At 55.3% G+C, this 21,850-nt stretch carries 22 protein-coding genes and 1 riboswitch; of the genes, 16 read left to right on the top strand and 6 right to left on the bottom strand.

Features of this window, described 5'->3' with window-relative positions; genetic code table 11:
- Window positions 1-44 precede the first annotated feature (44 nt).
- The gene (bioD, locus tag EYY67_RS00730) at window positions 45-725 is read left to right on the top strand and encodes a dethiobiotin synthase (protein WP_131692610.1); all 681 of its coding nucleotides are present in this window, start codon (window positions 45-47) and stop codon (window positions 723-725) included.
- A gap of 4 nt (window positions 726-729) precedes the next feature.
- Here bioD and EYY67_RS00725 read toward each other — a convergent pair whose 3' ends face one another.
- Complete coding sequence (locus EYY67_RS00725) at window positions 730-1,440, bottom strand: ABC transporter ATP-binding protein (RefSeq protein WP_095921249.1); 711 nt, start codon at window positions 1,438-1,440, stop codon at window positions 730-732.
- A 990-nt stretch (window positions 1,441-2,430) separates the two neighbouring features.
- Between EYY67_RS00725 and uvrB the strand changes: the two genes are divergently transcribed.
- The 3 genes from uvrB to EYY67_RS00710 all read left to right on the top strand — a co-directional run bounded on the left by uvrB (window position 2,431) and on the right by EYY67_RS00710 (window position 5,427).
- Window positions 2,431-4,437: an excinuclease ABC subunit UvrB gene (gene uvrB, locus EYY67_RS00720; protein ID WP_095921250.1), complete on the top strand. Its 2,007-nt coding sequence runs from the start codon at window positions 2,431-2,433 to the stop codon at window positions 4,435-4,437.
- Between the two features lie 66 nt (window positions 4,438-4,503).
- Window positions 4,504-4,872 (top strand): VF530 family protein, encoded by a 369-nt coding sequence (locus EYY67_RS00715; RefSeq protein WP_095921251.1) that lies wholly within the window; start codon window positions 4,504-4,506, stop codon window positions 4,870-4,872.
- 30 nt (window positions 4,873-4,902) lie between these two features.
- Window positions 4,903-5,427: an isochorismatase family protein gene (locus tag EYY67_RS00710; RefSeq protein WP_131692609.1), complete on the top strand. Its 525-nt coding sequence runs from the start codon at window positions 4,903-4,905 to the stop codon at window positions 5,425-5,427.
- Between the two features lie 65 nt (window positions 5,428-5,492).
- Here the strand turns inward: EYY67_RS00710 and EYY67_RS00705 are convergent, their stop codons facing one another.
- Complete coding sequence (locus EYY67_RS00705) at window positions 5,493-6,401, bottom strand: gluconeogenesis factor YvcK family protein (RefSeq protein WP_095921253.1); 909 nt, start codon at window positions 6,399-6,401, stop codon at window positions 5,493-5,495.
- 256 nt (window positions 6,402-6,657) lie between these two features.
- Window positions 6,658-6,814, top strand: a riboswitch (molybdenum cofactor riboswitch).
- Here EYY67_RS00705 and moaA point away from each other — a divergent pair.
- The 6 genes from moaA to EYY67_RS00675 all read left to right on the top strand — a co-directional run bounded on the left by moaA (window position 6,804) and on the right by EYY67_RS00675 (window position 10,365).
- Window positions 6,804-7,790 (top strand): GTP 3',8-cyclase MoaA, encoded by a 987-nt coding sequence (moaA, locus tag EYY67_RS00700; protein ID WP_095921254.1) that lies wholly within the window; start codon window positions 6,804-6,806, stop codon window positions 7,788-7,790. Its footprint overlaps the riboswitch before it by 11 nt.
- A gap of 31 nt (window positions 7,791-7,821) precedes the next feature.
- Entirely contained in the window at window positions 7,822-8,334 is a 513-nt protein-coding gene (moaB, locus tag EYY67_RS00695; RefSeq protein WP_095921255.1) for a molybdenum cofactor biosynthesis protein B, read from the top strand.
- Window positions 8,335-8,336: 2 nt separating this feature from the next.
- Window positions 8,337-8,840 carry a cyclic pyranopterin monophosphate synthase MoaC gene (gene moaC / locus EYY67_RS00690; protein WP_095921256.1) on the top strand — a complete coding sequence of 168 codons (504 nt, stop codon included), beginning with the start codon at window positions 8,337-8,339 and terminating at the stop codon, window positions 8,838-8,840.
- Window positions 8,837-9,082, top strand: a complete 246-nt coding sequence (gene moaD, locus EYY67_RS00685; protein WP_095921257.1) for a molybdopterin synthase sulfur carrier subunit — start codon at window positions 8,837-8,839, stop codon at window positions 9,080-9,082. Before moaC ends, moaD begins: the two co-directional genes overlap by 4 nt.
- A 1-nt stretch (window position 9,083) precedes the next feature.
- Window positions 9,084-9,536, top strand: a complete 453-nt coding sequence (gene moaE / locus EYY67_RS00680) for a molybdopterin synthase catalytic subunit MoaE (RefSeq protein WP_095921258.1) — start codon at window positions 9,084-9,086, stop codon at window positions 9,534-9,536.
- A gap of 118 nt (window positions 9,537-9,654) precedes the next feature.
- A complete protein-coding gene (locus tag EYY67_RS00675; protein ID WP_013576373.1) occupies window positions 9,655-10,365 on the top strand; it encodes a Bax inhibitor-1/YccA family protein in 711 nt (236 codons plus the stop codon).
- Between the two features lie 210 nt (window positions 10,366-10,575).
- Here EYY67_RS00675 and mdtG read toward each other — a convergent pair whose 3' ends face one another.
- Entirely contained in the window at window positions 10,576-11,778 is a 1,203-nt protein-coding gene (mdtG, locus tag EYY67_RS00670) for a multidrug efflux MFS transporter MdtG (protein ID WP_095921259.1), read from the bottom strand.
- 377 nt (window positions 11,779-12,155) lie between these two features.
- Here mdtG and rhlE point away from each other — a divergent pair, with 377 nt between their 5' ends.
- Window positions 12,156-13,565 carry an ATP-dependent RNA helicase RhlE gene (gene rhlE, locus EYY67_RS00665; protein WP_095921260.1) on the top strand — a complete coding sequence of 470 codons (1,410 nt, stop codon included), beginning with the start codon at window positions 12,156-12,158 and terminating at the stop codon, window positions 13,563-13,565.
- Window positions 13,566-13,636: 71 nt separating this feature from the next.
- Here rhlE and EYY67_RS00660 read toward each other — a convergent pair whose 3' ends face one another.
- Entirely contained in the window at window positions 13,637-14,284 is a 648-nt protein-coding gene (locus EYY67_RS00660) for a helix-turn-helix transcriptional regulator (protein WP_095921261.1), read from the bottom strand.
- A 120-nt stretch (window positions 14,285-14,404) separates the two neighbouring features.
- On the opposite strand from EYY67_RS00660, the gene EYY67_RS00655 reads away from it, so the two are divergent.
- From EYY67_RS00655 to pbpG, 3 genes are all read left to right on the top strand, one after another.
- Window positions 14,405-15,850, top strand: coding sequence for an MFS transporter (locus EYY67_RS00655; RefSeq protein WP_131692608.1), 1,446 nt, complete (start codon window positions 14,405-14,407; stop codon window positions 15,848-15,850).
- Between the two features lie 58 nt (window positions 15,851-15,908).
- The gene (gene dusC, locus EYY67_RS00650) at window positions 15,909-16,838 is read left to right on the top strand and encodes a tRNA dihydrouridine(16) synthase DusC (protein ID WP_131692607.1); all 930 of its coding nucleotides are present in this window, start codon (window positions 15,909-15,911) and stop codon (window positions 16,836-16,838) included.
- Window positions 16,839-17,087: 249 nt separating this feature from the next.
- Entirely contained in the window at window positions 17,088-18,026 is a 939-nt protein-coding gene (gene pbpG, locus EYY67_RS00645; protein ID WP_165497927.1) for a D-alanyl-D-alanine endopeptidase, read from the top strand.
- Window positions 18,027-18,216: 190 nt separating this feature from the next.
- Here pbpG and EYY67_RS24960 read toward each other — a convergent pair whose 3' ends face one another.
- Window positions 18,217-18,300 (bottom strand): small membrane protein YohP, encoded by an 84-nt coding sequence (locus EYY67_RS24960; protein ID WP_019105993.1) that lies wholly within the window; start codon window positions 18,298-18,300, stop codon window positions 18,217-18,219.
- Between the two features lie 108 nt (window positions 18,301-18,408).
- A complete protein-coding gene (locus EYY67_RS00640) occupies window positions 18,409-19,038 on the bottom strand; it encodes an aspartate/glutamate racemase family protein (protein ID WP_131692606.1) in 630 nt (209 codons plus the stop codon).
- Between the two features lie 265 nt (window positions 19,039-19,303).
- Here EYY67_RS00640 and EYY67_RS00635 point away from each other — a divergent pair, with 265 nt between their 5' ends.
- Together EYY67_RS00635 and EYY67_RS00630 are read left to right on the top strand one after the other, a co-directional pair.
- Window positions 19,304-20,023, top strand: coding sequence for a gluconate 2-dehydrogenase subunit 3 family protein (locus tag EYY67_RS00635; RefSeq protein ID WP_095921269.1), 720 nt, complete (start codon window positions 19,304-19,306; stop codon window positions 20,021-20,023).
- Between the two features lie 54 nt (window positions 20,024-20,077).
- The gene (locus tag EYY67_RS00630; RefSeq protein WP_131692605.1) at window positions 20,078-21,850 is read left to right on the top strand and encodes a GMC family oxidoreductase; all 1,773 of its coding nucleotides are present in this window, start codon (window positions 20,078-20,080) and stop codon (window positions 21,848-21,850) included.

The raw sequence follows: 21,850 nt of genomic DNA, 5'->3' as shown, positions 1-21,850 counted from the left end.
CCGATTTCAATGCGGGGAGGGAGCCAACCAACACCAGGCTTTTCATGAAACAAAAATACTTTATTACCGGCACCGATACCGAAGTCGGGAAAACTGTGGCGACTACCGCATTTTTGCAGGCCGCCGCCCGTGCCGGACACAAAACAGCAGGCTATAAACCGGTGGCTTCCGGCAGTGAAATGACCGGCGAAGGGCCGCGCAACAGCGATGCGCTGGCCTTGCAGGCTTACAGCACGGTGGGACTGCGTTATGACGAAGTGAACCCGTGCACCTTTATCGAACCCACCTCGCCGCATATCGTCAGCGAACTGGAAAAACGGCCCATCGATCCGCAGGTGTTATCCGCCGGATTACGCCATCTGGAACCGCTGGCGGACTGGGTGGTGGTGGAAGGCGCAGGCGGCTGGTATACGCCGCTGACGGCAGATTACACCTTTGCCGACTGGGTTATCGCCGAGCAGTTACCGGTGGTGCTGGTGGTCGGGATGCGCCTCGGTTGTATCAACCACGCGGTGCTGACGGCGCAGGCCATCGCAAATAGCGGGCTGACGTTAGCAGGCTGGATCGCCAACGACGTGCAGGCAACGGGGAAGCATCATCAGGCATACATGGCGACGCTCACGCGCATGCTGCCCGCGCCGCTGCTGGGCGAGATCCCGTACCTGAACGCCGGAACGGACGTTAATCTCGGTCAGTATCTGGATCTCGAACGTCTCACCGCGTGAGACGTCAGACGGTCAGATAATTTTTGACTAACGTGTCGTCGAGCTGTGCCAGCGTGCCCTGCGCGATGTTGCGTCCGCCATCGACCAGACAAAACCGGTCGGCGACGCTGCGGATAAACGGCAATTTATGACCCACCAGCAATAAGGTCAGGCCGAGATCCCGGTTCAGGCGGTGAATGATATTGCCCATGTTCGCCGCCATCGACGCGCTGGTGTGCTCGGTCGGTTCATCCAGAATCAGCAGTTCCGGCTCCTGAACCAGCGCCCGGCTGATCGCCAGTTGCTGCTGCTGGCTTTCATCCAGTTCCCCCGCTTTACGCGCCCCCATCTCCTTTAATGTCGGAAACAGGTCATACACCTCTTCCGGCACGCGACGGGTTTTATTCCGGCTGGCCATCATGGCGATTTGCAGGTTTTCATCCACACTCATCTGCGAAAAGATCTGCCGCCCTTGTGGCACATAGCCAATGCCAATTTGCGCACGACTTTCCACCGGCAGGTTCAGCAGGCTTTGCGGCTCTTCATCCCGTGACTGCCAGGAGATCGCGCCGCTTTTCACCGGTAGATGCCCCATGATGCAGTTAACCAGCGTGGTTTTTCCCACGCCGTTACGGCCGATCAGGCACGTACACTGACCGCGATACAGTTCGAGATTGATATCCCACAGAATATGTTTTTGCCCATAGTACTGATTAACGGATTTTACACTTAACATCAGGCATACCTCCCTCATGGAGCTTTTCACCGGACAACATTTTGACGGCCACTGTCATGTTTCTGACATTTATGTTCCGCTGTACGCGCGATCTACAGGGGAATCCTTCACCAAATCTCTTCAAAGAGTGAATTTGCAACTCTCAGGCCAAGTTTTACCAGACAGTGATAAAAAACGAGGTTACAGAGCTGTTAAGAGGCGGCGCAGGGATGATTTAGGATTATTCATGAGTATTGTCAGGATTTTGTGATTCACGGAAATCCAGGTAAAAACAAAACTGCACTTCGGCAGTGCCGGACTCGCTGATTTTGGTGCAAGGTTTGGGCATTCAGGAAGCTGAAAAATCCTGCTGAGATGCACTTTTGGGTTTTGCAAGAAACATCAGCCCGGAAATCTAGGCAAAATAGGCATAAATAAGGAGATAAAAAAGATAAAAAATAACTAAAAAAGCCCTCTCAGCCCCGGAAGAAGCAAAATGCGCTTTTTTACCAACTCCCGCAGCGCGGGGCGTGCTGAGACTTATCCACTATTCCTGTGGATAACCTTGTGCATGAGAGTAAGAAAAGTTGCTACAGACGAGTCAGCATGCGGGTTGCGCTCAGTTTGCCCGTATTCGCAGCTTTTTGATGATGTTGTTTTTAATCAATGAGTTAGTTAAAAGCAATACAGGGGTAATTCGTTCGTCATCGTTGTGTCAAACTTCGTCAAGCTGTGGTCAGAAAGTGAATGAAAGGAAAAATCCGGGCAAAAATGGGCGCTGATGGTGAGAATGCCTATTCTTATTCACACTAAAAAAGTGCAGTTGCAGCAACCGGTTAAATGCGCCGCCGTTTTTATTCATTGGAAGCTGTTTTTATATACAGTATTATAGTCGGCGTTAAATCAAGGCTGGCAAAAATCGCGAAGTCTTTCATACTGTTTTTCCGCAAACTGTTCACACATTCAGCGCGCACGGCCTTATACGTTCCCACTTCAGTCAGGTAGCCCGTCATGAGTAAAGAGTTCAAACTGCATTCCGAATTTAAACCATCAGGTGATCAGCCTGAGGCGATACGCCGTCTGGAAGAAGGGCTGGAGAACGGACTGGCGCACCAGACACTGCTGGGGGTAACCGGGTCAGGCAAGACCTTTACGGTGGCGAATGTCATTGCAGACCTCAACCGTCCGACGATGGTTCTTGCGCCAAATAAAACGCTGGCGGCACAGCTATACGGCGAGATGAAAGAGTTCTTCCCGGAAAACGCCGTCGAGTATTTTGTCTCTTACTACGATTATTATCAGCCCGAGGCGTATGTCCCGAGTTCAGATACCTTTATCGAAAAAGATGCGTCTGTGAACGAACATATCGAACAGATGCGTCTTTCTGCCACTAAAGCCCTGCTGGAACGCCGCGATGTCATCGTGGTGGCGTCGGTTTCTGCCATCTACGGTCTGGGCGATCCGGACCTGTATCTGAAAATGATGCTGCACCTGACCAAAGGGATGATTATTGATCAGCGTTCCATCCTGCGCCGTCTGGCAGAGCTGCAATATGCCCGTAACGATCAGGCGTTTCAGCGCAGTACCTTCCGCGTGCGTGGCGAAGTCATTGACGTCTTCCCGGCCGAATCCGACGATCTGGCGCTGCGTATTGAGTTATTCGATCAGGAAGTCGAACGCCTGTCACTGTTTGATCCGCTGACCGGTCAGGTACAGCATGAAGTGCCGCGTTTCACCATCTACCCAAAAACGCACTACGTCACGCCACGCGAACGTATCGTGCAGGCGATGGAAGAGATCAAAGTTGAACTGGCCGACCGCCGCAAGGTGCTGCTGGCGAATAATAAACTGCTGGAAGAGCAGCGCATCAGCCAGCGTACGCAGTTTGATCTCGAGATGATGAACGAGCTGGGGTATTGCTCCGGTATCGAAAACTACTCGCGCTATCTGTCCGGCCGTGGGCCGGGCGAGCCGCCACCGACCCTGTTTGATTATCTGCCCGCCGACGGCCTGCTGATTGTCGACGAATCACACGTGACCATTCCGCAAATCGGCGGCATGTACAAAGGCGACCGCTCGCGGAAAGAAACGCTGGTGGAATACGGATTCCGTCTGCCTTCGGCGCTGGATAACCGTCCGATGCGCTTTGAGGAATTCGAAGCGCTGGCACCGCAAAGTATTTACGTCTCGGCCACGCCGGGGAAATACGAGCTGGAGAAATCCGGTGACGATGTGGTTGATCAGGTGGTGCGTCCGACCGGTCTGCTGGATCCGCTGATCGAAGTCCGGCCGGTGAGTACACAGGTCGATGATCTGCTGTCTGAAATCCGCAAACGCGTGGCAATTAACGAGCGTGTGCTGGTCACCACGCTCACCAAACGCATGGCCGAGGATTTGACCGAGTATCTGGAAGAACACGGCGAGAAGGTGCGTTACCTGCACTCTGATATCGATACCGTCGAGCGTGTGGAGATCATCCGCGATTTGCGTCTCGGCGAATTCGACGTGCTGGTTGGCATCAACTTGCTGCGTGAAGGGCTGGATATGCCGGAAGTGTCGCTGGTGGCGATCCTCGATGCCGACAAAGAAGGCTTCCTGCGTTCAGAACGGTCGCTGATCCAGACCATTGGCCGTGCGGCGCGTAACCTCAACGGTAAAGCGATTCTGTACGGCGATAAAATTACCAATTCGATGGCCCGCGCCATCGAAGAAACCGAGCGTCGTCGCGCCAAACAGGAAGCCTATAACCTCGAAAACGGCATCACGCCGATGGGGCTGAACAAGAAGATTTCCGACATCCTGCAACTTGGTCAGCCGAAGACCAAAAAGAACAAAGACAAACGCGATGCCGAAGCGGCGCAGACCTTCAAATCGCTTACGCCAAAAGCACTGGAGCAGCGCATCAAAGAGCTGGAAAGCAAGATGTATGCGCACGCGCAGAATCTGGAGTTCGAAGAAGCGGCCAACACCCGCGACGAGTTGCATGCCTTGCGCGAGCAGTTTATTGCGATTTCATAACGGGAAGGGTGGTAGACTGCGCGGCTTAAAAATCATGACCCAGACATTTTAACGAAGAGCGAGCCAATGACAGATACACCACAACATCCTGGCGCAGCGAAAGACCCGCTGCACGGCGTCACGCTGGAAAAACTGCTGACAACGCTGGTGGATAACTTTGGCTGGCCCGCGCTGGCGTCGCAGGTCAATATCAACTGCTTTAAAAGCGACCCGAGCGTGAAATCCAGCCTGAAATTCCTGCGTCGTACGCCCTGGGCGCGCAAGGAAGTCGAAACGCTGTATCTGGATTTCATCGAAGGCCATCTGCGCCCGGATATGACCCGCAGCAAGCGCCGCACGCCGTTGTCGGCGCAGGCACCGCAAAAGCCAAAAGTCAGCACGGCCAAACCGGCGGCTGACAGCCCGTGGAATAACCATCCGCTGGTGAAGAAGTAATTCAGATTGTTTTCTTAAAGGGGAAGGATCGTGGCAGAGCAACAGGTTCTTATTGTGGTGGATATGCAAAACGGGGTGTTGGCTGCCCCGCGTTATGACCGCAGCGGGCGGAGTGAGCGCATTAACCAGCTGATCGACCGGGCAGGGCGCGTGATTTTCATTCAGCATGCTGAAGGGGAGATGACCGAAGGCAGTGAATTCTGGCAGGTGATACCTGAGTTACATCAGCCGGAAGGAGCCATTTCTGTCACCAAAACCGCCTGTGATGCTTTCTATCGCACCACGCTTGAAACTGTCTTGCAGGAACTCAACGCCAGCCGTTTTACGATTTGTGGCTGTGCAACGGATTATTGTGTCGATACCACCATCAAAGTGGCCGCCAGCAAAGGCTATGCCGTGACGGTCGCGTCAGACGCGCATACCACCGGCGACCGCACACAGGCCACGGCGCAGCAACTGATCGGGCAACATAACGAAGTGTGGCGTGAGCTGTCGGTGCCGGGCAATCCGGTGACGGTGAAAACCACCGCTGACATTCTGGCAGACTGGCAATAATCCCCGTTTCGTCTGCGTAAAAAAGGCCGCATTGCGCGGCCTTTCGTGTTTCTGTTCGTCAGACATCAGTGCATTTTTTGCAGCGCTTCTTCCACCGCCATCCGCAACATATCGCGGTCATGACGGTAGGGAATGTCGCTGGCTTCCAGCGGGCTTTGAATAATCAAATGCTCACCGGCACTTTTACCGATTTTCACTTTCGGCCCGACAATCGCGGCATCGGCACGGCGGCCAATGCGTTTCTCGATCATATCCAGCTTATCGTCCAGCGTCAGCGAGGCGGCGGCGACGCTCAGTTCTTTCCCCAGATTTCCGATATACACGATGTGCGCGCGGCTGCGGCGCAGGGCGCTGGTCAGATCGCTCATCAGCAGCAATGGCATCAGGCTGGTAAAGAAACTTCCCGGACCAATCAGGATCAGATTGGCTTCGGCGATCGCCTGTAGCGCCTCGCGGGTGGCGGGCACCTGCGGTTCCAGCAGCAGTTCGCGCGGGATTTGCGTCAGCTTGTCGACATTCACCTCGCCGTGAACGCGCTCACCATGCGCATCAATCGCCGCCAGATCGACCGGTTGTTCTGACATCGGGATCAGCTCGGCATCCACTTTCAGCAGGCTGCGTACCAGATTGATCGCTTCAAGCGGGCGCACGGTCAGATGATCCAGCGCGCGCAGCATCAGGTTGCCGAGATTATGGCCGTCCAGTTCGCCCTGACCGCTGAAACGGTATTCAAACATGGCGGACGCCAGACTTGGCTCGGTAATCAGCTGATTGAGGCAGTTACGCATGTCGCCCCAGGCGATGCCGCCGACCGAGCGGCGGATGCGGCCGGTGGATCCGCCATTATCGGTGGTGGTCACAATGCCGGTCAGACGCGGACCCAGTGCGGAAAGGGAGGACATCACACGGCCCAGCCCGTGGCCTCCGCCTAATGCCACCACCCGGTCGAGATCTGCCAATGTTCGGTTACGCATAATTACCTTCTGAATCGGGGGAGGGGACGGGTTTCTTGCGGCGGATTTTACCTAATTTTGCAACAAGATGTTATCACTTCGCAGCATTCTCAGCGCATTCAAAAACAAGCGGTTTTCGCATTGAAAATGCAGCCTTTTGTCGCGAAAAATCGTTATATATCAAAATGCATAACGAAAAACCATCTTGGCGATCCGGACTTTGCGGCGTTAGAATACAGGCCGTTACCCCCGTATTCATCATCGCTCCGCTATGGACGGGATGAATCAACTCCTAGCCCTGGTTCCTAAGTTGCCTTTCTGACGATGTTCCCACAGAAACAATATGGAACCCTGGCCGTGACGAAAGTCACCAGGGTGCACGGCAGAAATGCCCGCATCTCCCGTATTTGGAAAGGTGTTAAGGTGCTTCAACTAACTGATGCTTTTGCCCGCAAGTTTTATTACTTGCGGCTGTCGATCACTGATGTGTGCAATTTTCGTTGCACCTATTGTCTGCCGGATGGCTATAAGCCGCACGGACACAGCAATAAAAGTTTTCTCTCGCTCGATGAAATCCGTCGGGTCAGCCGCGCGTTCGCTAACTTAGGGACGGAAAAAGTGCGCCTGACCGGTGGCGAACCGTCGCTGCGTCGCGACTTCTGCGAAATCATTGCCGCCGTGCGCGAAAATCCTTCCATCAAAACCCTGGCCGTGACCACCAACGGCTACCGTATGGCGCGTGATATTGCCCAATGGCGCGATGCCGGGCTGACCAACATCAACGTCAGCGTGGACAGTCTGGATGCCCGCCAGTTTCATGCCATCACCGGGCAGAATAAATTCCATGAGGTCATGGCCGGTATCGACGCCGCTTTTGACGCCGGTTTCAGCAAGGTGAAAGTCAACACCGTGCTGATGCGCGATGTGAATCACGCCAGCCTGAATACCTTCCTTGACTGGATCAAAACCCGTCCGATCCAGTTGCGTTTCATCGAACTGATGGAAACCGGCGACGGCGGCGACCTGTTCCGTAAACACCATGTATCCGGCGAAGTGCTGCGCGAGCAACTGGTGCGTCAGGGCTGGCAGTTGCAGATTCGCTCCCGCAGCGATGGCCCGGCGCAGGTCTTCAGCCATCCGGATTACCTCGGGGAAATCGGTCTGATCATGCCGTACGAAAAAGACTTCTGCGCCAGCTGTAACCGTCTGCGCGTGTCTGCCATCGGCAATCTGCATTTGTGTCTTTTCGGCGAGCAGGGCATTCCTCTGCGCGATTTATTAGCCGACGACATGCAGCAGGAAGACCTGATGGACCGCATTCAGGGCGGCCTCAGCCGTAAAAAACAAACTCACTTCCTGCATGAAGGCAATACCGGTATCACTCAGAACCTGTCGTTTATCGGCGGCTGAGTCCGGGATCAATCGTTTAAGGAGCAAACTGATGAGCAAAGCCAGTAAAGAGTTTTTGCCTTTATCTGTCGCGATCATGACGGTTTCCGACCGCCGCACCGACGCGGAAGACACCTCCGGGCATTATCTGAAAGAAGCGGTGACGGACGGCGGTCATCACGTTGTCGCGCAGCAAATCGTTAAAGAGAACATTTACAGCATCCGCGCCGTGGTTTCCGCGTGGATTGCCGATGAAAAAATTCAGGCGATTTTGATCAACGGCGGTACCGGTTTTAATGCCGGTAACAATACGCCGGAGGCACTGAAGCCCCTGTTTGACCGCGAAATCGAAGGCTTCGGCGAGTTGTTCCGCATGGTGTCGTTCGAAGATATCGGCACCTCGACTATCCAGTCGCGTGCCATCGGCGGTATTGCCAACCAGACGGTGATTTTCGCCATGCCCGGTTCCACCCGTGCCTGCCAGACCGCCTGGGAAAACATCATTGAAGCGCAGCTCGACGCCCGTCAGGGGCCGTGCAATTTCACTCCACATTTGAAGAAATAAGTATGTCTGAACTGACCCACATTAATGCGTCCGGTGACGCCCACATGGTGGATGTTTCCGGCAAAGCGGAAACCGTCCGCGAAGCCCGTGCCGAAGCCTTTGTTGAAATGGCCGCTGACACGCTGGCGATGATCATCAACGGCAATCACCATAAAGGTGATGTGTTCGCTACGGCGCGTATCGCCGGTATTCAGGCGGCGAAAAAGACCTGGGATCTGATCCCGCTGTGTCATCCGTTGCTGCTGACAAAAGTAGAAGTGAAACTTGAAGCCCAGCCGGAGCATAACCGCGTGCGCATCGAATCACGTTGTCGCCTGAGCGGTAAAACCGGCGTGGAAATGGAAGCCCTGACCGCGGCTTCCGTCGCGGCGCTGACCATCTATGACATGTGCAAAGCGGTACAGAAAGACATGGTGATCGGCCCGATCCGTCTGCTGGAAAAAACCGGCGGTAAATCCGGAGACTTTAACGCAGAAGCCAAAGCCGAAAGTAAGGTGAAAGTATGATCGACATTTTATTCTTCGCTCAGGTGCGTGAACTGACCGGCACCGCCAGCCTGCAACTGCCGTCTGAATTCCCGACGGTGGAAGCATTACGCAACTCGCTGATCACACGCGGCGACCGCTGGGCGCTGGCGCTGGAATCCGGCAAATTGCTGGTGGCGGTTAACCAGACGCTGACCACAATGGCGCATCCGCTGACGGCGGGTGATGAAGTGGCGTTCTTCCCGCCGGTTACCGGAGGCTGAGATGGATCAGACGAAAATTATTGTCGATGCCGCGCCGTTCAGCGTCGGTGACGAGTACAACTGGCTGGCGCAATCTGACGCCGACGGCGCGGTGGTGACTTTTACCGGTAAAGTGCGCAATCACAATCTGGGCAGTCACGTCAGCGCGTTAACGCTGGAACATTATCCGGGCATGACCGAAAAAGCGCTGGCAGAAATTGTTGCCGAAGCGCGCGCCCGCTGGCCGCTGCAACGTGTCTCGGTGTATCACCGCGTCGGGCCGATGTATCCGGGGGATGAAATCGTGTTTGTCGGCGTGACCAGTGCGCACCGTGGCATGGCATTCGACGCCAATGAATTCATTATGGATCATCTGAAAACCCGTGCACCGTTCTGGAAACGGGAAGCCACGGAAGAGGGCGACCGCTGGGTTGATGCCCGCGACAGCGACAAACAGGCCGCTGCGCGCTGGTAAATAGCGGCTCAACCGCACGCAGACCTCCCATGCTTTTCTCTCTATCTGTGATACGCTTTAAAAATCGGGAGGCCATTCTGGCCTCATTTTTCATCCTCCATGCAAAAGGGTAATCATCATGGATCGATATCCACGCAGTAACGGTTCAATTGTTGAACGCGCGAACACCGGCATTCAGGCGTACATGGCGCAAGTGTATGGCTGGATGTTCTGTGGTCTGCTGCTGACCGCATTTGTGGCCTGGTACGCTTCCGGCTCTGAAAAAATCATGAGCTTTGTTTTCTCCAGCCAGATTACTTTCTTCGGTTTGATCATCGCGCAACTGGCGCTGGTGTTCGTGATTTCCGGCATGGTGAACCGACTGAGCGGCACCGTCGCTACCGGTCTGTTTATGCTGTATTCCGCACTGACCGGCCTGACGCTTTCCAGTATTTTCCTGGTCTACACCGGTGATTCCATCTTCGGGACTTTCATCGTTGCCGCCGGGATGTTTGGTGCGATGAGTGTTTACGGTTACGTGACCAAGCGGGATCTGACCGGTATCGGCAGCATGCTGTTCATGGCGCTGATCGGCCTGGTGCTGGCGTCACTGGTGAACATGTGGCTGAAAAGCTCCGGCCTTGCGAACATCATTTCTTACGCCGGTGTGCTGATCTTCGTCGGCCTGACCGCGTACGACACGCAGAAGCTGAAAAATATGGGTGCGCAGTTGTCCGCAGATGATCGCGATAACTTCCGTAAATACTCGATTGTCGGCGCACTGACGTTGTATCTCGATTTCATCAACCTGTTCCTGATGTTGCTGCGGATCTTCGGCAACCGCCGTTAAGGGTTTTTGATTGCAAATATGAGAAAGGGGCACTGAGAAGTGCCCCTTTTTTTATGCCGGCTGGTGAGGTTTATTAGCTCCCTCCCCTGCGAAGGGGAGGGTTGGGGTGGGGTATTAAGGTCAAAAAATGAATGCTGAAGTGTGCAGGGATAAGGGTGTCAGCCCTTAAAACCCCCTCCCGTCCTCCCCCTTCGCAGGGGGAGGAGCACATCAAACCCGCACTCTCCCCGTCGGCACCCGCCGGAAACTCCACCACACCTGAACGGTGTTAAATAACACCAGCACCGCCGTGACGATAAACACCCATCTGAAGCCAAGCAGGGCGGAGGCACTGGAGCCAATCAGCGGCCCGACCACATTTCCGAGATACATAAATGACTGGTTGTACCCGAATATCCGGCCGGTGACCTGATCGCTGCTGTATTTCACCAGCAATGCCTGAACCGCAGGCATCAGCGCACCATCGCCGAAACCGAGCATGAAACGCAGGATACCCAGCTGGGTCGGCGTATTAATCAGCGCCATCAGACAGAACAGAATGAAGCAAAACACCAGCGCGGCGATAAGAATACGATGCGCGCCAATGCGGTCGCCGAGTTTGCCGAGTTTGGGCGCAGCCATCAGCGCGGAAACCCCCGGCACGGCGGCGATCACCCCGCTGATAAAGGCAATATTGCTGGTGTCCGATGACAGTTCACGGATAAACAGTGTCAGGATCGGGCTGATAGAACCATTCGCCAGCTGAATCATCATGGTGGTGACGAACAGACTGACAATCAGCCAAGGATAAGGCAGCGTGGTAAATACCGCTTTACCGCTCAGCCGGTTGGCTTTGGTCACCGGCACCACGCGCTCTTTGATCAGGAATAAGGTGATCAGGAAGCTGATAAACAACATGCCGCTGGTGACGAAAAACACCGTGCGCAGGCCGAGGTGGTCAGCCATAAAACCGCCGAGCAGCGGGCCGATAATCACGCCCGACACCTGACCGGTAGACAGCGTACCGAGCGCCCAGCCGCTTTTATCACGCGGCACCTGCGAGGCGACCAGCGCCATGGCATTCGGAATGTAACCGGAGGTCAGCCCCATCAGCGTACGCAGGATAAAAAGCTGCCAGACATTGGTGGCGAATCCCTGCAACATCATGACAATGGCCATGCCCAGTGCGGCACGCAGCAACATCAGTTTACGGCCCTTACGGTCCGCAAGACTCCCCCACAGCGGCGCAACAATAGCGGAAACCAGAAACGTGCCGCTGAACACCAGCCCTGACCACAAACTCAGGGATTCATGCGACGTCACACCAAGCTGTTCGATGTAGAGCGGTAGAAAAGGCAGGATCTGACTCATCGCCATGCCGGTAAAAAAACAGCCCAGCCAGACGGAGATTAAATTTACTTTCCAGGTTTCCATGTTGCAGCGAAGTAGCCTTATGGACAGAGGAGTGTGAGAACCGAAGCATAGCAATCAAATCTGTGAAGTGGGACGCAAAAAGTGGGAACCCATTCATCAGGTTTATAATTGATTATCCTGTATCAAAGTTTCGGATTATGACGGCAGATTATGCCGCCCGAAATCGCAAGCAGAGATTACCGTTGTCACCTTCAGTTACAGGCGAAAGGCAGATAACTTCACGCGGGGCGGCGTTCTGTGCTACTATCCCCACAACTGGCGCACTGCAGTTTGTGCCGAATCCTCGTGGTAATGCCTCATTTGCCTCGTCTGATCATCCACTCTTGAAACTGCACCGAACCCCGTTCGGGTTAGAGTGGACTGGAGCTTTTCCTTATATGTCATTTGATTCCCTCGGCTTAAGTGCCGAAATTTTGCGTGCTGTTGAAGAACAGGGCTATCGCGAACCTACGCCTATTCAGCGTCAGGCTATTCCTGTCGTGCTGGAAGGTCGTGACCTGATGGCGAGTGCGCAGACCGGTACCGGTAAAACCGCTGGTTTTACCCTGCCGCTGCTCAATATGCTCAGCCATACCAACGCGCAATTCAAAGGACGTCGCCCGGTTCGTGCGCTGATCCTGACCCCAACCCGTGAGCTGGCGGCGCAGATTGGTGAAAACGTACAGGCTTACAGCAAATATCTGACCCTGCGTTCGCTGGTGGTATTTGGTGGTGTGAGCATCAACCCGCAGATGATGAAACTGCGCGGTGGTGTGGATGTGCTGATCGCAACGCCTGGCCGTTTGCTGGATCTGGAACATCAGCGTGCTGTTGATTTATCTCAGGTTGAAATTCTGGTGCTGGATGAAGCCGACCGCATGCTGGACATGGGCTTCATTCATGACATCCGTCGCGTGCTGGCGAAACTGCCTGCCAAACGTCAGAACCTGCTGTTCTCCGCGACCTTCTCTGATGAGATTAAAGGTCTGGCGAGCAAGTTGCTGACCAACCCGGCTTCCGTGGAAGTCGCGCGTCGCAACACCGCGTCAGCGCAAATTGAACAAAGCGTTCACTTTGTTGATAAGAAGCGTAAGAGAGAACTGCTGTCTCAGATGATCGGTGAAGGCGACTGGAAACAGGTGCTGGTGTTTAACCGTACCAAGCATGGCGCAAACCATCTGGCTGAACAGCTGAATAAAGACGGCATCACTGCCGCCGCTATTCACGGCAACAAAAGTCAGGGCGCACGTACCCGCGCACTGGCCGATTTCAAAGCCGGTTCGATCCGTGTTCTGGTGGCGACCGACATCGCTGCGCGTGGTCTGGATATCGACCAGTTGCCGCACGTGGTGAACTATGAACTGCCAAACGTGCCGGAAGATTACGTTCACCGTATCGGCCGTACCGGTCGTGCGGAAGCCACCGGTGAAGCGATTTCTCTGGTGTGTGTCGATGAACACAAACTGCTGCGTGATATCGAACGTCTGCTGAAACGTGAAATTCCGCGCATCGCGCTGGAAGGCTACGAGCCAGACCCGAGCATCAAAGCTGAGCCGATCATTAATGGTCGTCAGGGCAGCGGCGGCGGCGGTCGTGGCGCGCCACGTCAGGGCCAGCGTCCGGGCGCACCGCGCTCCGGTGCTCCACGTTCAGGCGCTCCGCGTCAGGGCGGGAATGGTCAGCGCAGCGGTACCTCTGAAAACCGTGGTTCAGAAAACCGCGGTTCAGCTGAGAACCGTCCGGCACGTTCGCGTCCTGCACACGCAGGCCAGCGTCGCACCGGCAATGCGGGCAGCGGCAACAAATAAGTTCCAGCTGACTTGCTATCAAACCGCCTTCACCGGCGGTTTTTTTTCGCCTGCATTCTGCCTGATCTGATTTACCTGATCACATAGGCACAACGGCGTGCGCCCTGCAAAATATGCTCGGTGCGCTCGACGCTGGCTTCCAGCACCTCGCTGAACACATCCCGCTCGGCCCGGCAAAACCCCTGACAGGTTGTCGCGGCAGCGCAAATCGGGCAGTGATTTTCGACAAACAGATAGCTGCCGTCTTCCTGCATTTTCCAGTCCGCCATATAACCTTCCCGCGTGCGGATGGCTGTCAGTCTTTGCAGCTTTTCTTCCAGTGATTGCGCCCCCGACATCGCCTGCCGGTAATTCTCCAGCGTCTGACTTTCCCGCGAGGTGATAAGCTGATCCAGGGCGGAATCGCCCAGCGAGGTCCGGATCAGCTGCAAAAGTTGTACGGTAAGATCGGCGTGAGCATCGGGGAAACGCGCATGGCCTGCGGCGGTCAGTTGCCAGAACTGCGCCGGGCGGCCGACACCCTGCGAGACGGCTTTGGCCTCCACCAGACCTTCTTTTGCCAGCTTCACAAACTGCTGGCGTGCCGCCTCGCCGGTGGTGCCCAAAAGGTGACCGGCATCACTGGCCTGTAATTCCCCACGGGTTTTCAGCAACGTCAGCAGGCGTTCTGCCACACTTTGTCTGACGTCATTTTTATTTTCCAGGTCACTGCTTGACATATTGCCTCGCCGGGTTCTAGATTACCCAAAACATATTCCAAGTTATTTCTTGTTTTAATAATAGCACAACCACTACGCGCTTCAATGTGTGGAAAGCATAAACCAAAGGGATGCACAGAAATGTCGGCAAGTCAGAACGGATGGGCGGATTTATTCAGCGCAGAAAACCGGGGCAGCGCCATCACCCTGAGTGCGGGCGTCGCGCTTTACGCCACCAACAGCTACATCGTGATCACGATTTTACCTTCCGTGGTGCAGGATATCGGCGGGCTGGCCTGGTATGCGTGGAACACCACGCTGTATGTCGTCTGCTCCATTCTCGGCTCGGCGCTGTCAGCACGGCTGATGCGCAGCGCCGGTCCACGCGGCAGTTATCTGATGGCAACCGGTATTTTTATTGCCGGTGCCGCGATTTGTACCGCCGCGCCGAACATGCCGGTGTTGCTGCTCGGCAGGGCATTGCAGGGGCTGGGCGGGGGATTCCTGTTTGCGCTGTCCTACGCGATGATCAATCTGCTGTTCAGAGAATCGCTCTGGCCGCGGGCGATGGCGCTGATTTCCGCCATGTGGGGTATCGCGACGCTGGTAGGCCCCGCGGTGGGCGGCATTTTCGCGGAACTGCACGCCTGGCGCTGGGCATTCGGTTTGCTGCTGCCGGTCACCTCGTTGTTCGGGCTGTGGGTGTGGCGGATCCTGCCGAAATCACAGCGCGACACACAACCGGCAGAACCGCTGCCGCTGTTGCAGCTGGCCTTGCTGACCGGCGCGGTGCTGGTGGTGTCGGCGGGCAGTCTGTCTTCCTCCGGGCTGATTAACCTGCTCGGATTTGTGATCGCGGTGGTGATGATTTTGATTCTGCGTCACCGCGAATTTACCGCCGATGTCCGGCTGCTGCCGCGCAACGCATTACGCCGTTCCTCACCGCTTTACGGTTTGTATCTGGTGATGACGCTGCTGATTATCGGCCTTGGCTGCGAGCTGTTTGTGCCGTATCTGCTGCAACATTTACACGGGCAGACGCCGCTGGCGGCCGGATATATCACGGCTGCCGCCGCCGCGGGCTGGACATTAAGTGAAGTGGCGAGTTCCGGCTGGACCGGCCGCCGTGCCGACGGCGCGATTATTTTCGGACCACTGATCCTGGCCGCCGGTCTGCTTTTATTGCTGTTCACCGTGCCGGTGGCGTTTGGTCTGGCGTGGCTGAACATCAGCGGCGTGGTACTGGGTCTGACGCTGGCCGGTTTTGGTATTGGTCTCGGCTGGCCGCATCTGCTGACCCGCGTGCTGCAACAGGCACCGGAAGACGATCGCGAAAAAGCCGGTGCGTCGATCACCGTCGTGCAGTCTTTTGCGGCGGCACTCGGCGCGGCATTAGCCGGTACGGTGGCTAACTTTGCCGGTGTGGATCAGGGCGACAGCGGCGCAGCCCGCGCGGCATTCTGGATGTTCCTGCTGTTTGCCCTCCCTGCGTTACTGGCCGTGTGGATTGCCTGGCGCTCCGTGCGGGTCAGGCGTCTGCACGGCGGGGCGAAAACATCATTAAACGGCGATTTGTCTCAGGGATAATTGCCCGGCGGCGGGCCTTGCGGTAATCTTGCGCGTCATTTTTAAAGGTTGAAACCCGATGCGCGTATTACTGGCTCCGATGGAAGGTGTGCTTGATCCTCTGGTTCGTGAACTTCTCACTGAAGTGAACGACTACGATTTGTGCATCACTGAGTTTTTGCGCGTGGTCGATCAGCTCCTGCCCGCGAAATCCTTTTATCGCCTGTGCCCGGAATTACATCACGCCAGCCGTACGCCGTCCGGCACTCAGGTGCGCGTGCAGTTGCTCGGTCAGTATCCGCAGTGGCTGGCTGAAAATGCCGCCCGCGCCGTGGAACTGGGATCTTACGGTGTCGATCTCAATTGTGGTTGTCCGTCAAAGCTGGTGAACGGCAGTGGCGGCGGGGCGACACTGCTCAAAGATCCGGAACTGATTTATCAGGGCGCGAAGGCCATGCGCGCCGCCGTTCCCGCGCACTTGCCGGTGACGGTCAAAGTGCGTCTCGGCTGGGATTCCCTTGCGCGCAGTGTTGAAATTGCCGATGCGGTACAACAGGCCGGTGCCACCGAACTGACGGTGCACGGACGCACCAAAGAAGACGGTTATAAACCCGAGCGTATTAACTGGCAGGCGATTGCTGAAATCCGCCAGCGGCTGACCATTCCGGTGATCGCCAACGGGGAAATCTGGGATTACGCCAGCGGACAGGCCTGTATGCAAACCACCGGTTGCGACGCAGTGATGCTCGGACGCGGTGCGCTGAATATCCCGAATCTCAGCCGGGTGGTGAAATACAACGAACCGCGTATGCCGTGGCCGGACGTGATGACGTTATTACAGAAATACACCCGTCTGGAAAAGCAGGGCGATACCGGTTTGTATCACGTGGCGCGTATTAAACAGTGGCTGAGCTATTTGCGTAAAGAGTACGAAGAGGCGACTGAGTTATTTACTGAAGTGCGCGTGCTGAAGACGTCGAAGGAAATTGCCGGACGCATCAACCGGTGATGCCATGATGTCTTTCCACGGGCAGAGAGATGACAGAATTTGGAGGGACGCTTTTAAGCGTCCCTTTTTCATTTCAGGCTAATCTTACGCAAGTGTTCACTTACTCGCCATTCCACGGACTGCGGGTGGTGATGACAGACTTTGTGACAAATAGAAGTGAAAATTGCGGGTGCTAAGACTATTCGCCTCACTTATAATTCAGCCCGCTGTTTCGACATAACTTTATGACAACTTTCTAAATACAGAGCAATGCATGTGAAAATCCGTCTTCTGGTTCTGAGCTTATTAGCCTTAAATACAGGCATGTTGTCTGCACCTGCTGCGATCGCTGCAAAGCACGAGCAGGCCGTCGCCCCGATTGTTCAAATTGCTTCCGGCAGCGCCATGGTGGTGGATCTGAAAAGCCACGAAGTGATTTATTCCCGTAACCCGGATGAGGTGAGGCCGATTGCCTCCCTGACCAAACTGATGACCGCGATGGTGACGCTGGATGCGAATCTGCCGCTTGATGAAGTCATCAACGTCGATATCAGCAATACCCCTGAGATGCGCGGTGTGTTCTCCCGTGTGAAACTCAACAGTGAAATCACCCGCCGCCAGATGATCCAGCTAGCACTGATGTCCTCGGAAAACCGTGCGGCAGCCAGCCTCGCCGCGCATTATCCGGGCGGTTATACCGCATTCATCAATGCGATGAATGCAAAAGCCAAATCGCTGGGTATGACTCACACGCATTACGTTGAACCGACCGGTTTGTCGCCACGCAACGTCTCCACCGCGCGCGATTTAACGCGGCTGCTGCTGGCTTCACAGCGTTATCCGCTGATCGGCCAGCTGAGCACCACCGCAGAGAAAACGGCCGTCTTCAGCCATCCGGCGTATGCGCTGCCATTCCGCAATACCAATCATCTGATCATGAATCCGTCCTGGAATATCCAGCTGACGAAAACCGGCTATACCGACGAAGCCGGTCATTGCCTGGCCATGCGCACCACCATTAATGGCAAACCGGTGACGCTGGTCGTCATGGATGCCTTCGGGAAATTCACGGCTTTCGCGGACGCCAACCGTCTGCGCACCTGGATGGAAACCGGCAAAACCGTGCCTGTCCCGCAGATTGCTAAGAACTACCGCAAACAGAAAGAGCAGCAGAAGACGCAGCCATCCGTCGAAGAAGCCGACGACTAAAATACCCGTCATACTTCAAGCCGCAGATGCGTTGGCTGCGCTCAGGCGCCCGAATCACTGACTTGATGTCAGCTCATCGGGACTTCTTTACTTGCCGCCTTTCTGCGACTCGAATTATTTAGGCTATTAATGAAAATGAAAAAGTCCGGCCATGTGCCGGACTTTTTGTTTGCAGGGAATGAGCGGATGATCAGAAAATCAGTTTAAATACCCCTGTGAGGGTCAGTAAGCCGACGATAAAGATGATGGCGATGATCCACAGAATAATTTTCATGTTATCTCCTTAACACACTCTTCAGTCGTCATCGGCGATCCGGCTAAGCCAATGATATTCCTTATCAGTATAGTCTCTGCCTGCCTTTTTGCTTGCTGACTGCCGTACTCAGGCCAGCGCCGCGCGTAAACCGCAGGCCGGACTGGTGAGCGGCGTGCCCGTTTGGGTCAGCTGCGCCGCACCGGTCATCGATGCCTGCGCCAGCACCACGCAGGCCGCTCCTTTCCTGTATTCCGCGTCGGCCGCCGCCGCGATGGTCTGCAAATACCCCGCCAGATCCCCCTGTTTAAACTTTTCCCATGCGCCGGGCACAAGCCGCATTTCAAGTTGTGCCAGCGGGTGGTTTTCCACCAGCATAAATAACTGACGTGTTGGCTCCAGCGTGGTTTCTACCGCGCAGAGCGCCACCACCTGACCGGGTGTTTTCATGGCCTGTTCTGCCAGCGCCTGATCGACCCGTAAAACCGGCACAGCGGCACTTTCGCTGGCAAGCGTGGCCGCAGGCCCCAGCGTCGAGCAGGTGAGTAACACGCGGTCAGCATTTTCACTCAGGGCCAGCAAGACATCCGCCGTTTGCTGACGGATTTCATCGGTCAGGCCGCCTGCCTGTTCGGCAGCGGCCAGCAAGTCAGGGCGGGAAATGTGCAGAAACTGATGCTGACCCAGCCCGAGAGCCTGCGCGGTGGTTTCAAATACCGCAATATTGCTGTCCGCCGTATGTAAACACGTAATGCGCATGAATCTCTCCTGCAGAATGTTTGCCTCAATATTGACGGTTTTTTAACCGCCTGGAGGGCGTTTTCGCCTGTAAAAATGTGTTAGTTAGTGTACTCACTCAATTCAAAATAAATAACCTGTTGATTTAAAATAACTAAAGTATGAACCAGTTGGTTCAAAATATCTTACTTTCACCTAACATCTTCGTATAATCTCCGTCACAAAATGAAAGCCCATTGCTGTTGTGGGTACATTCCTTTCAGGGCGCGTGAGCAGGAGAAAATACGTGAAACGCAGACATTTTCTGACCTCGATGGCGGTGTTGTTATTCAGCACCGCGCTGAAGGTTAAAGCCAAAATTTTCTCGGGCGGTATGCCGTGGATTATCCATTCGGTTCGTCCGCCGGAGCCGGTGGTAGCGGGCGAGTGGACATTTCTCAGTCCCGAAGAAGTCAGTCTGGTCGAAACACTGGCCGACCGCATTATTCCGCCAGACGAACTGAGCATCGGCGGTAAAGAAGCAGGCTGCGCGGTGTTTCTGGATCGCCAGCTGAGCGGCGATTACGGCAAGGCCGTGACCACTTACCGCCTCGGGCCGGTGATTCAGGATGGCTTACCGCAGGCAGGGCCGCAATACAAAGATACGCCCGCCGAACGTTACAGGCTGGGGCTGGCCGCGCTGAATACGGTGGCGAAAGCCCGCAATGGCGGGAAAAACTTTACTGAACTCACCGGCGAACAGCAGGACGATTTACTGCGCCGCGTGGAATCCGGCGAAATCCCGCTGGCAGGTGTCAACGGCCCGCTGTTCTTCAACATGCTGGTGCAGAACATGCGCGAAGGGTTCTTCTCCGATCCGCTCTACGGCGGCAACAAAGATATGGCGAGCTGGAAAATGCTCGGGTTCCCCGGCGCGCGTTATGACTTCCGTGATGTCATCGACCGCCGTGGGGAAGACTTACATATCGAACCCGTCAGCATGCTGACCCGATACGAAAAATCATAAAACTGCCCACGAACGGTCATTGATTGAATTGATTTTTGCAGGAGTACATGTCGTATGAGTAATCAACGTGAGAAGGTCGATGCGGTCATCGTCGGCCTCGGATGGGCCGGTTCGCTGATGGCGAATGAACTGACGCTGGCCGGACTGAATGTGGTGGCGATTGAGCGCGGTTCATGGCGCGACACCAGTAATGATTTCCCGACCACCATCGATACCGACGAACTGCGTTTCGTCAGCCGCCGCGCCATCATGCAGCCGACGGCGGTGGAAACCCTGACATTTCGTAACAACCCGATCCAGCAGGCGTTGCCGCTGCGTGAATTTAACACCTATCAGTTTGGCATGAATGTCGGCGGGGCGGGTACCCACTGGAATGGCATGACCTGGCGCTTCCTGCCATACGATTTTCAGAGTTACAGCCAGACGGTTGAGCGTTACGGTAAGAATAAATTCCTCGACGGTATGCAGGTTCAGGACTGGGGCGTTACCTTTGCTGACGTCGAACCTTTCTACGATAAATTCGAACGCTACGCCGGGACTTCCGGGAAAGCGGGCAACATCAAAGGCGAAAAAATCGAAGGCGGAAACGTCTTCGAAGGGCCGCGCAGCCGCGATTATCCGTTGCCACCACTCAAGCGCACTCAGTTGTCGATGATTTTCGATAAAGCCACCCGCGAAATGGGCTATCACCCGTTTGCCGTACCCGCTGGCAACACGTCAGACGCCTATACCAATCCGCTCGGCATCAATATGGCGCCTTGCACTTACTGCGGATATTGCGAATTCTTTGGCTGCGGCAACTGGTCAAAAAGCAGTCCGAATGCCTGTATCCTGCCTGCGGTAATGCAGCGCCCGAATTTCACGGTGATCACCGAATCGGAAGTCTTGCGTGTGAATAAAGCCGCCGACGGAAAAACCGCCACCGGCGTGACCTTTATCGGCAGCGACGGCGTGGTGTGGGAGCAACCGGCGGATATCGTGGTGATTTCTGCCTACCAGATGGATAACGTGCGTCTGATGCTGCTTTCCGGAATCGGCAAGCCGTACGATCATAAAACCGGCGAAGGCGTGGTGGGCCGTAACTATGCTTATCAGACCGTGTCCGGTGCAGGCTTCTTCTTTGAAGATGAAATGATGAATCCGTTTATCGGCGCCGGTGCGCTGTCGCAGGCCATTGACGATTTCAACGGCGACAACTTCGATCATAGCGATCACGATTTCATCGGCGGCGGTGTGGCGCTGGTGCACTCCACCAATGGCCGTCCGATTGGCTATTCCAATAACGTTCCGCCGGGTACGCCGCGCTGGGGCGCAGACTGGAAAAAAGCGGTCAAACACAGCTATCAGAACTACAACAACATCTACTGCATGGGTAACAGCTACCCGCACCGCGATGTGTTCCTCGATCTCGATCCTGAATATAAAGACCGCCACGGCCAGCCGCTGCTGCGTGTCACGTTCGACTGGATCGAAAACGATAAACGGTCAGCGAAATTTATGGCCGACCGCTCGGTTGAAATCGCGCACGCTATGGGGGCAAAAACCGTTGTGCGGCAGGAACCGACCACCAAACCGTTCTCACCGATGGATAACCTTTCCTCGCACACCACCGGCGGCGCCTGTATGGGTGACGATCCGAAAACCAGTGCGGTAAACCGTTATCTGCAAAGCTGGGATGTCCATAACGTCTTTGTGTGTGGGGCTTCCGCTTTTGCCAACAACGGCGGATATAACCCGACCGGGACCGTGGGTGCGCTGACCTTATGGGCAGCCGAAGCCATCAAAACCCAATATCTTAAAGCGCCTGGTCCGCTGGTGAGGGCCTGA

Source organism: Rahnella victoriana (assembly GCF_004330295.1).
Lineage (GTDB): Bacteria > Pseudomonadota > Gammaproteobacteria > Enterobacterales > Enterobacteriaceae > Rahnella > Rahnella victoriana.
The sequence above is the reverse complement of the archived record's forward strand: the minus strand, read 5'-3'. Positions and strand labels throughout refer to the sequence as shown.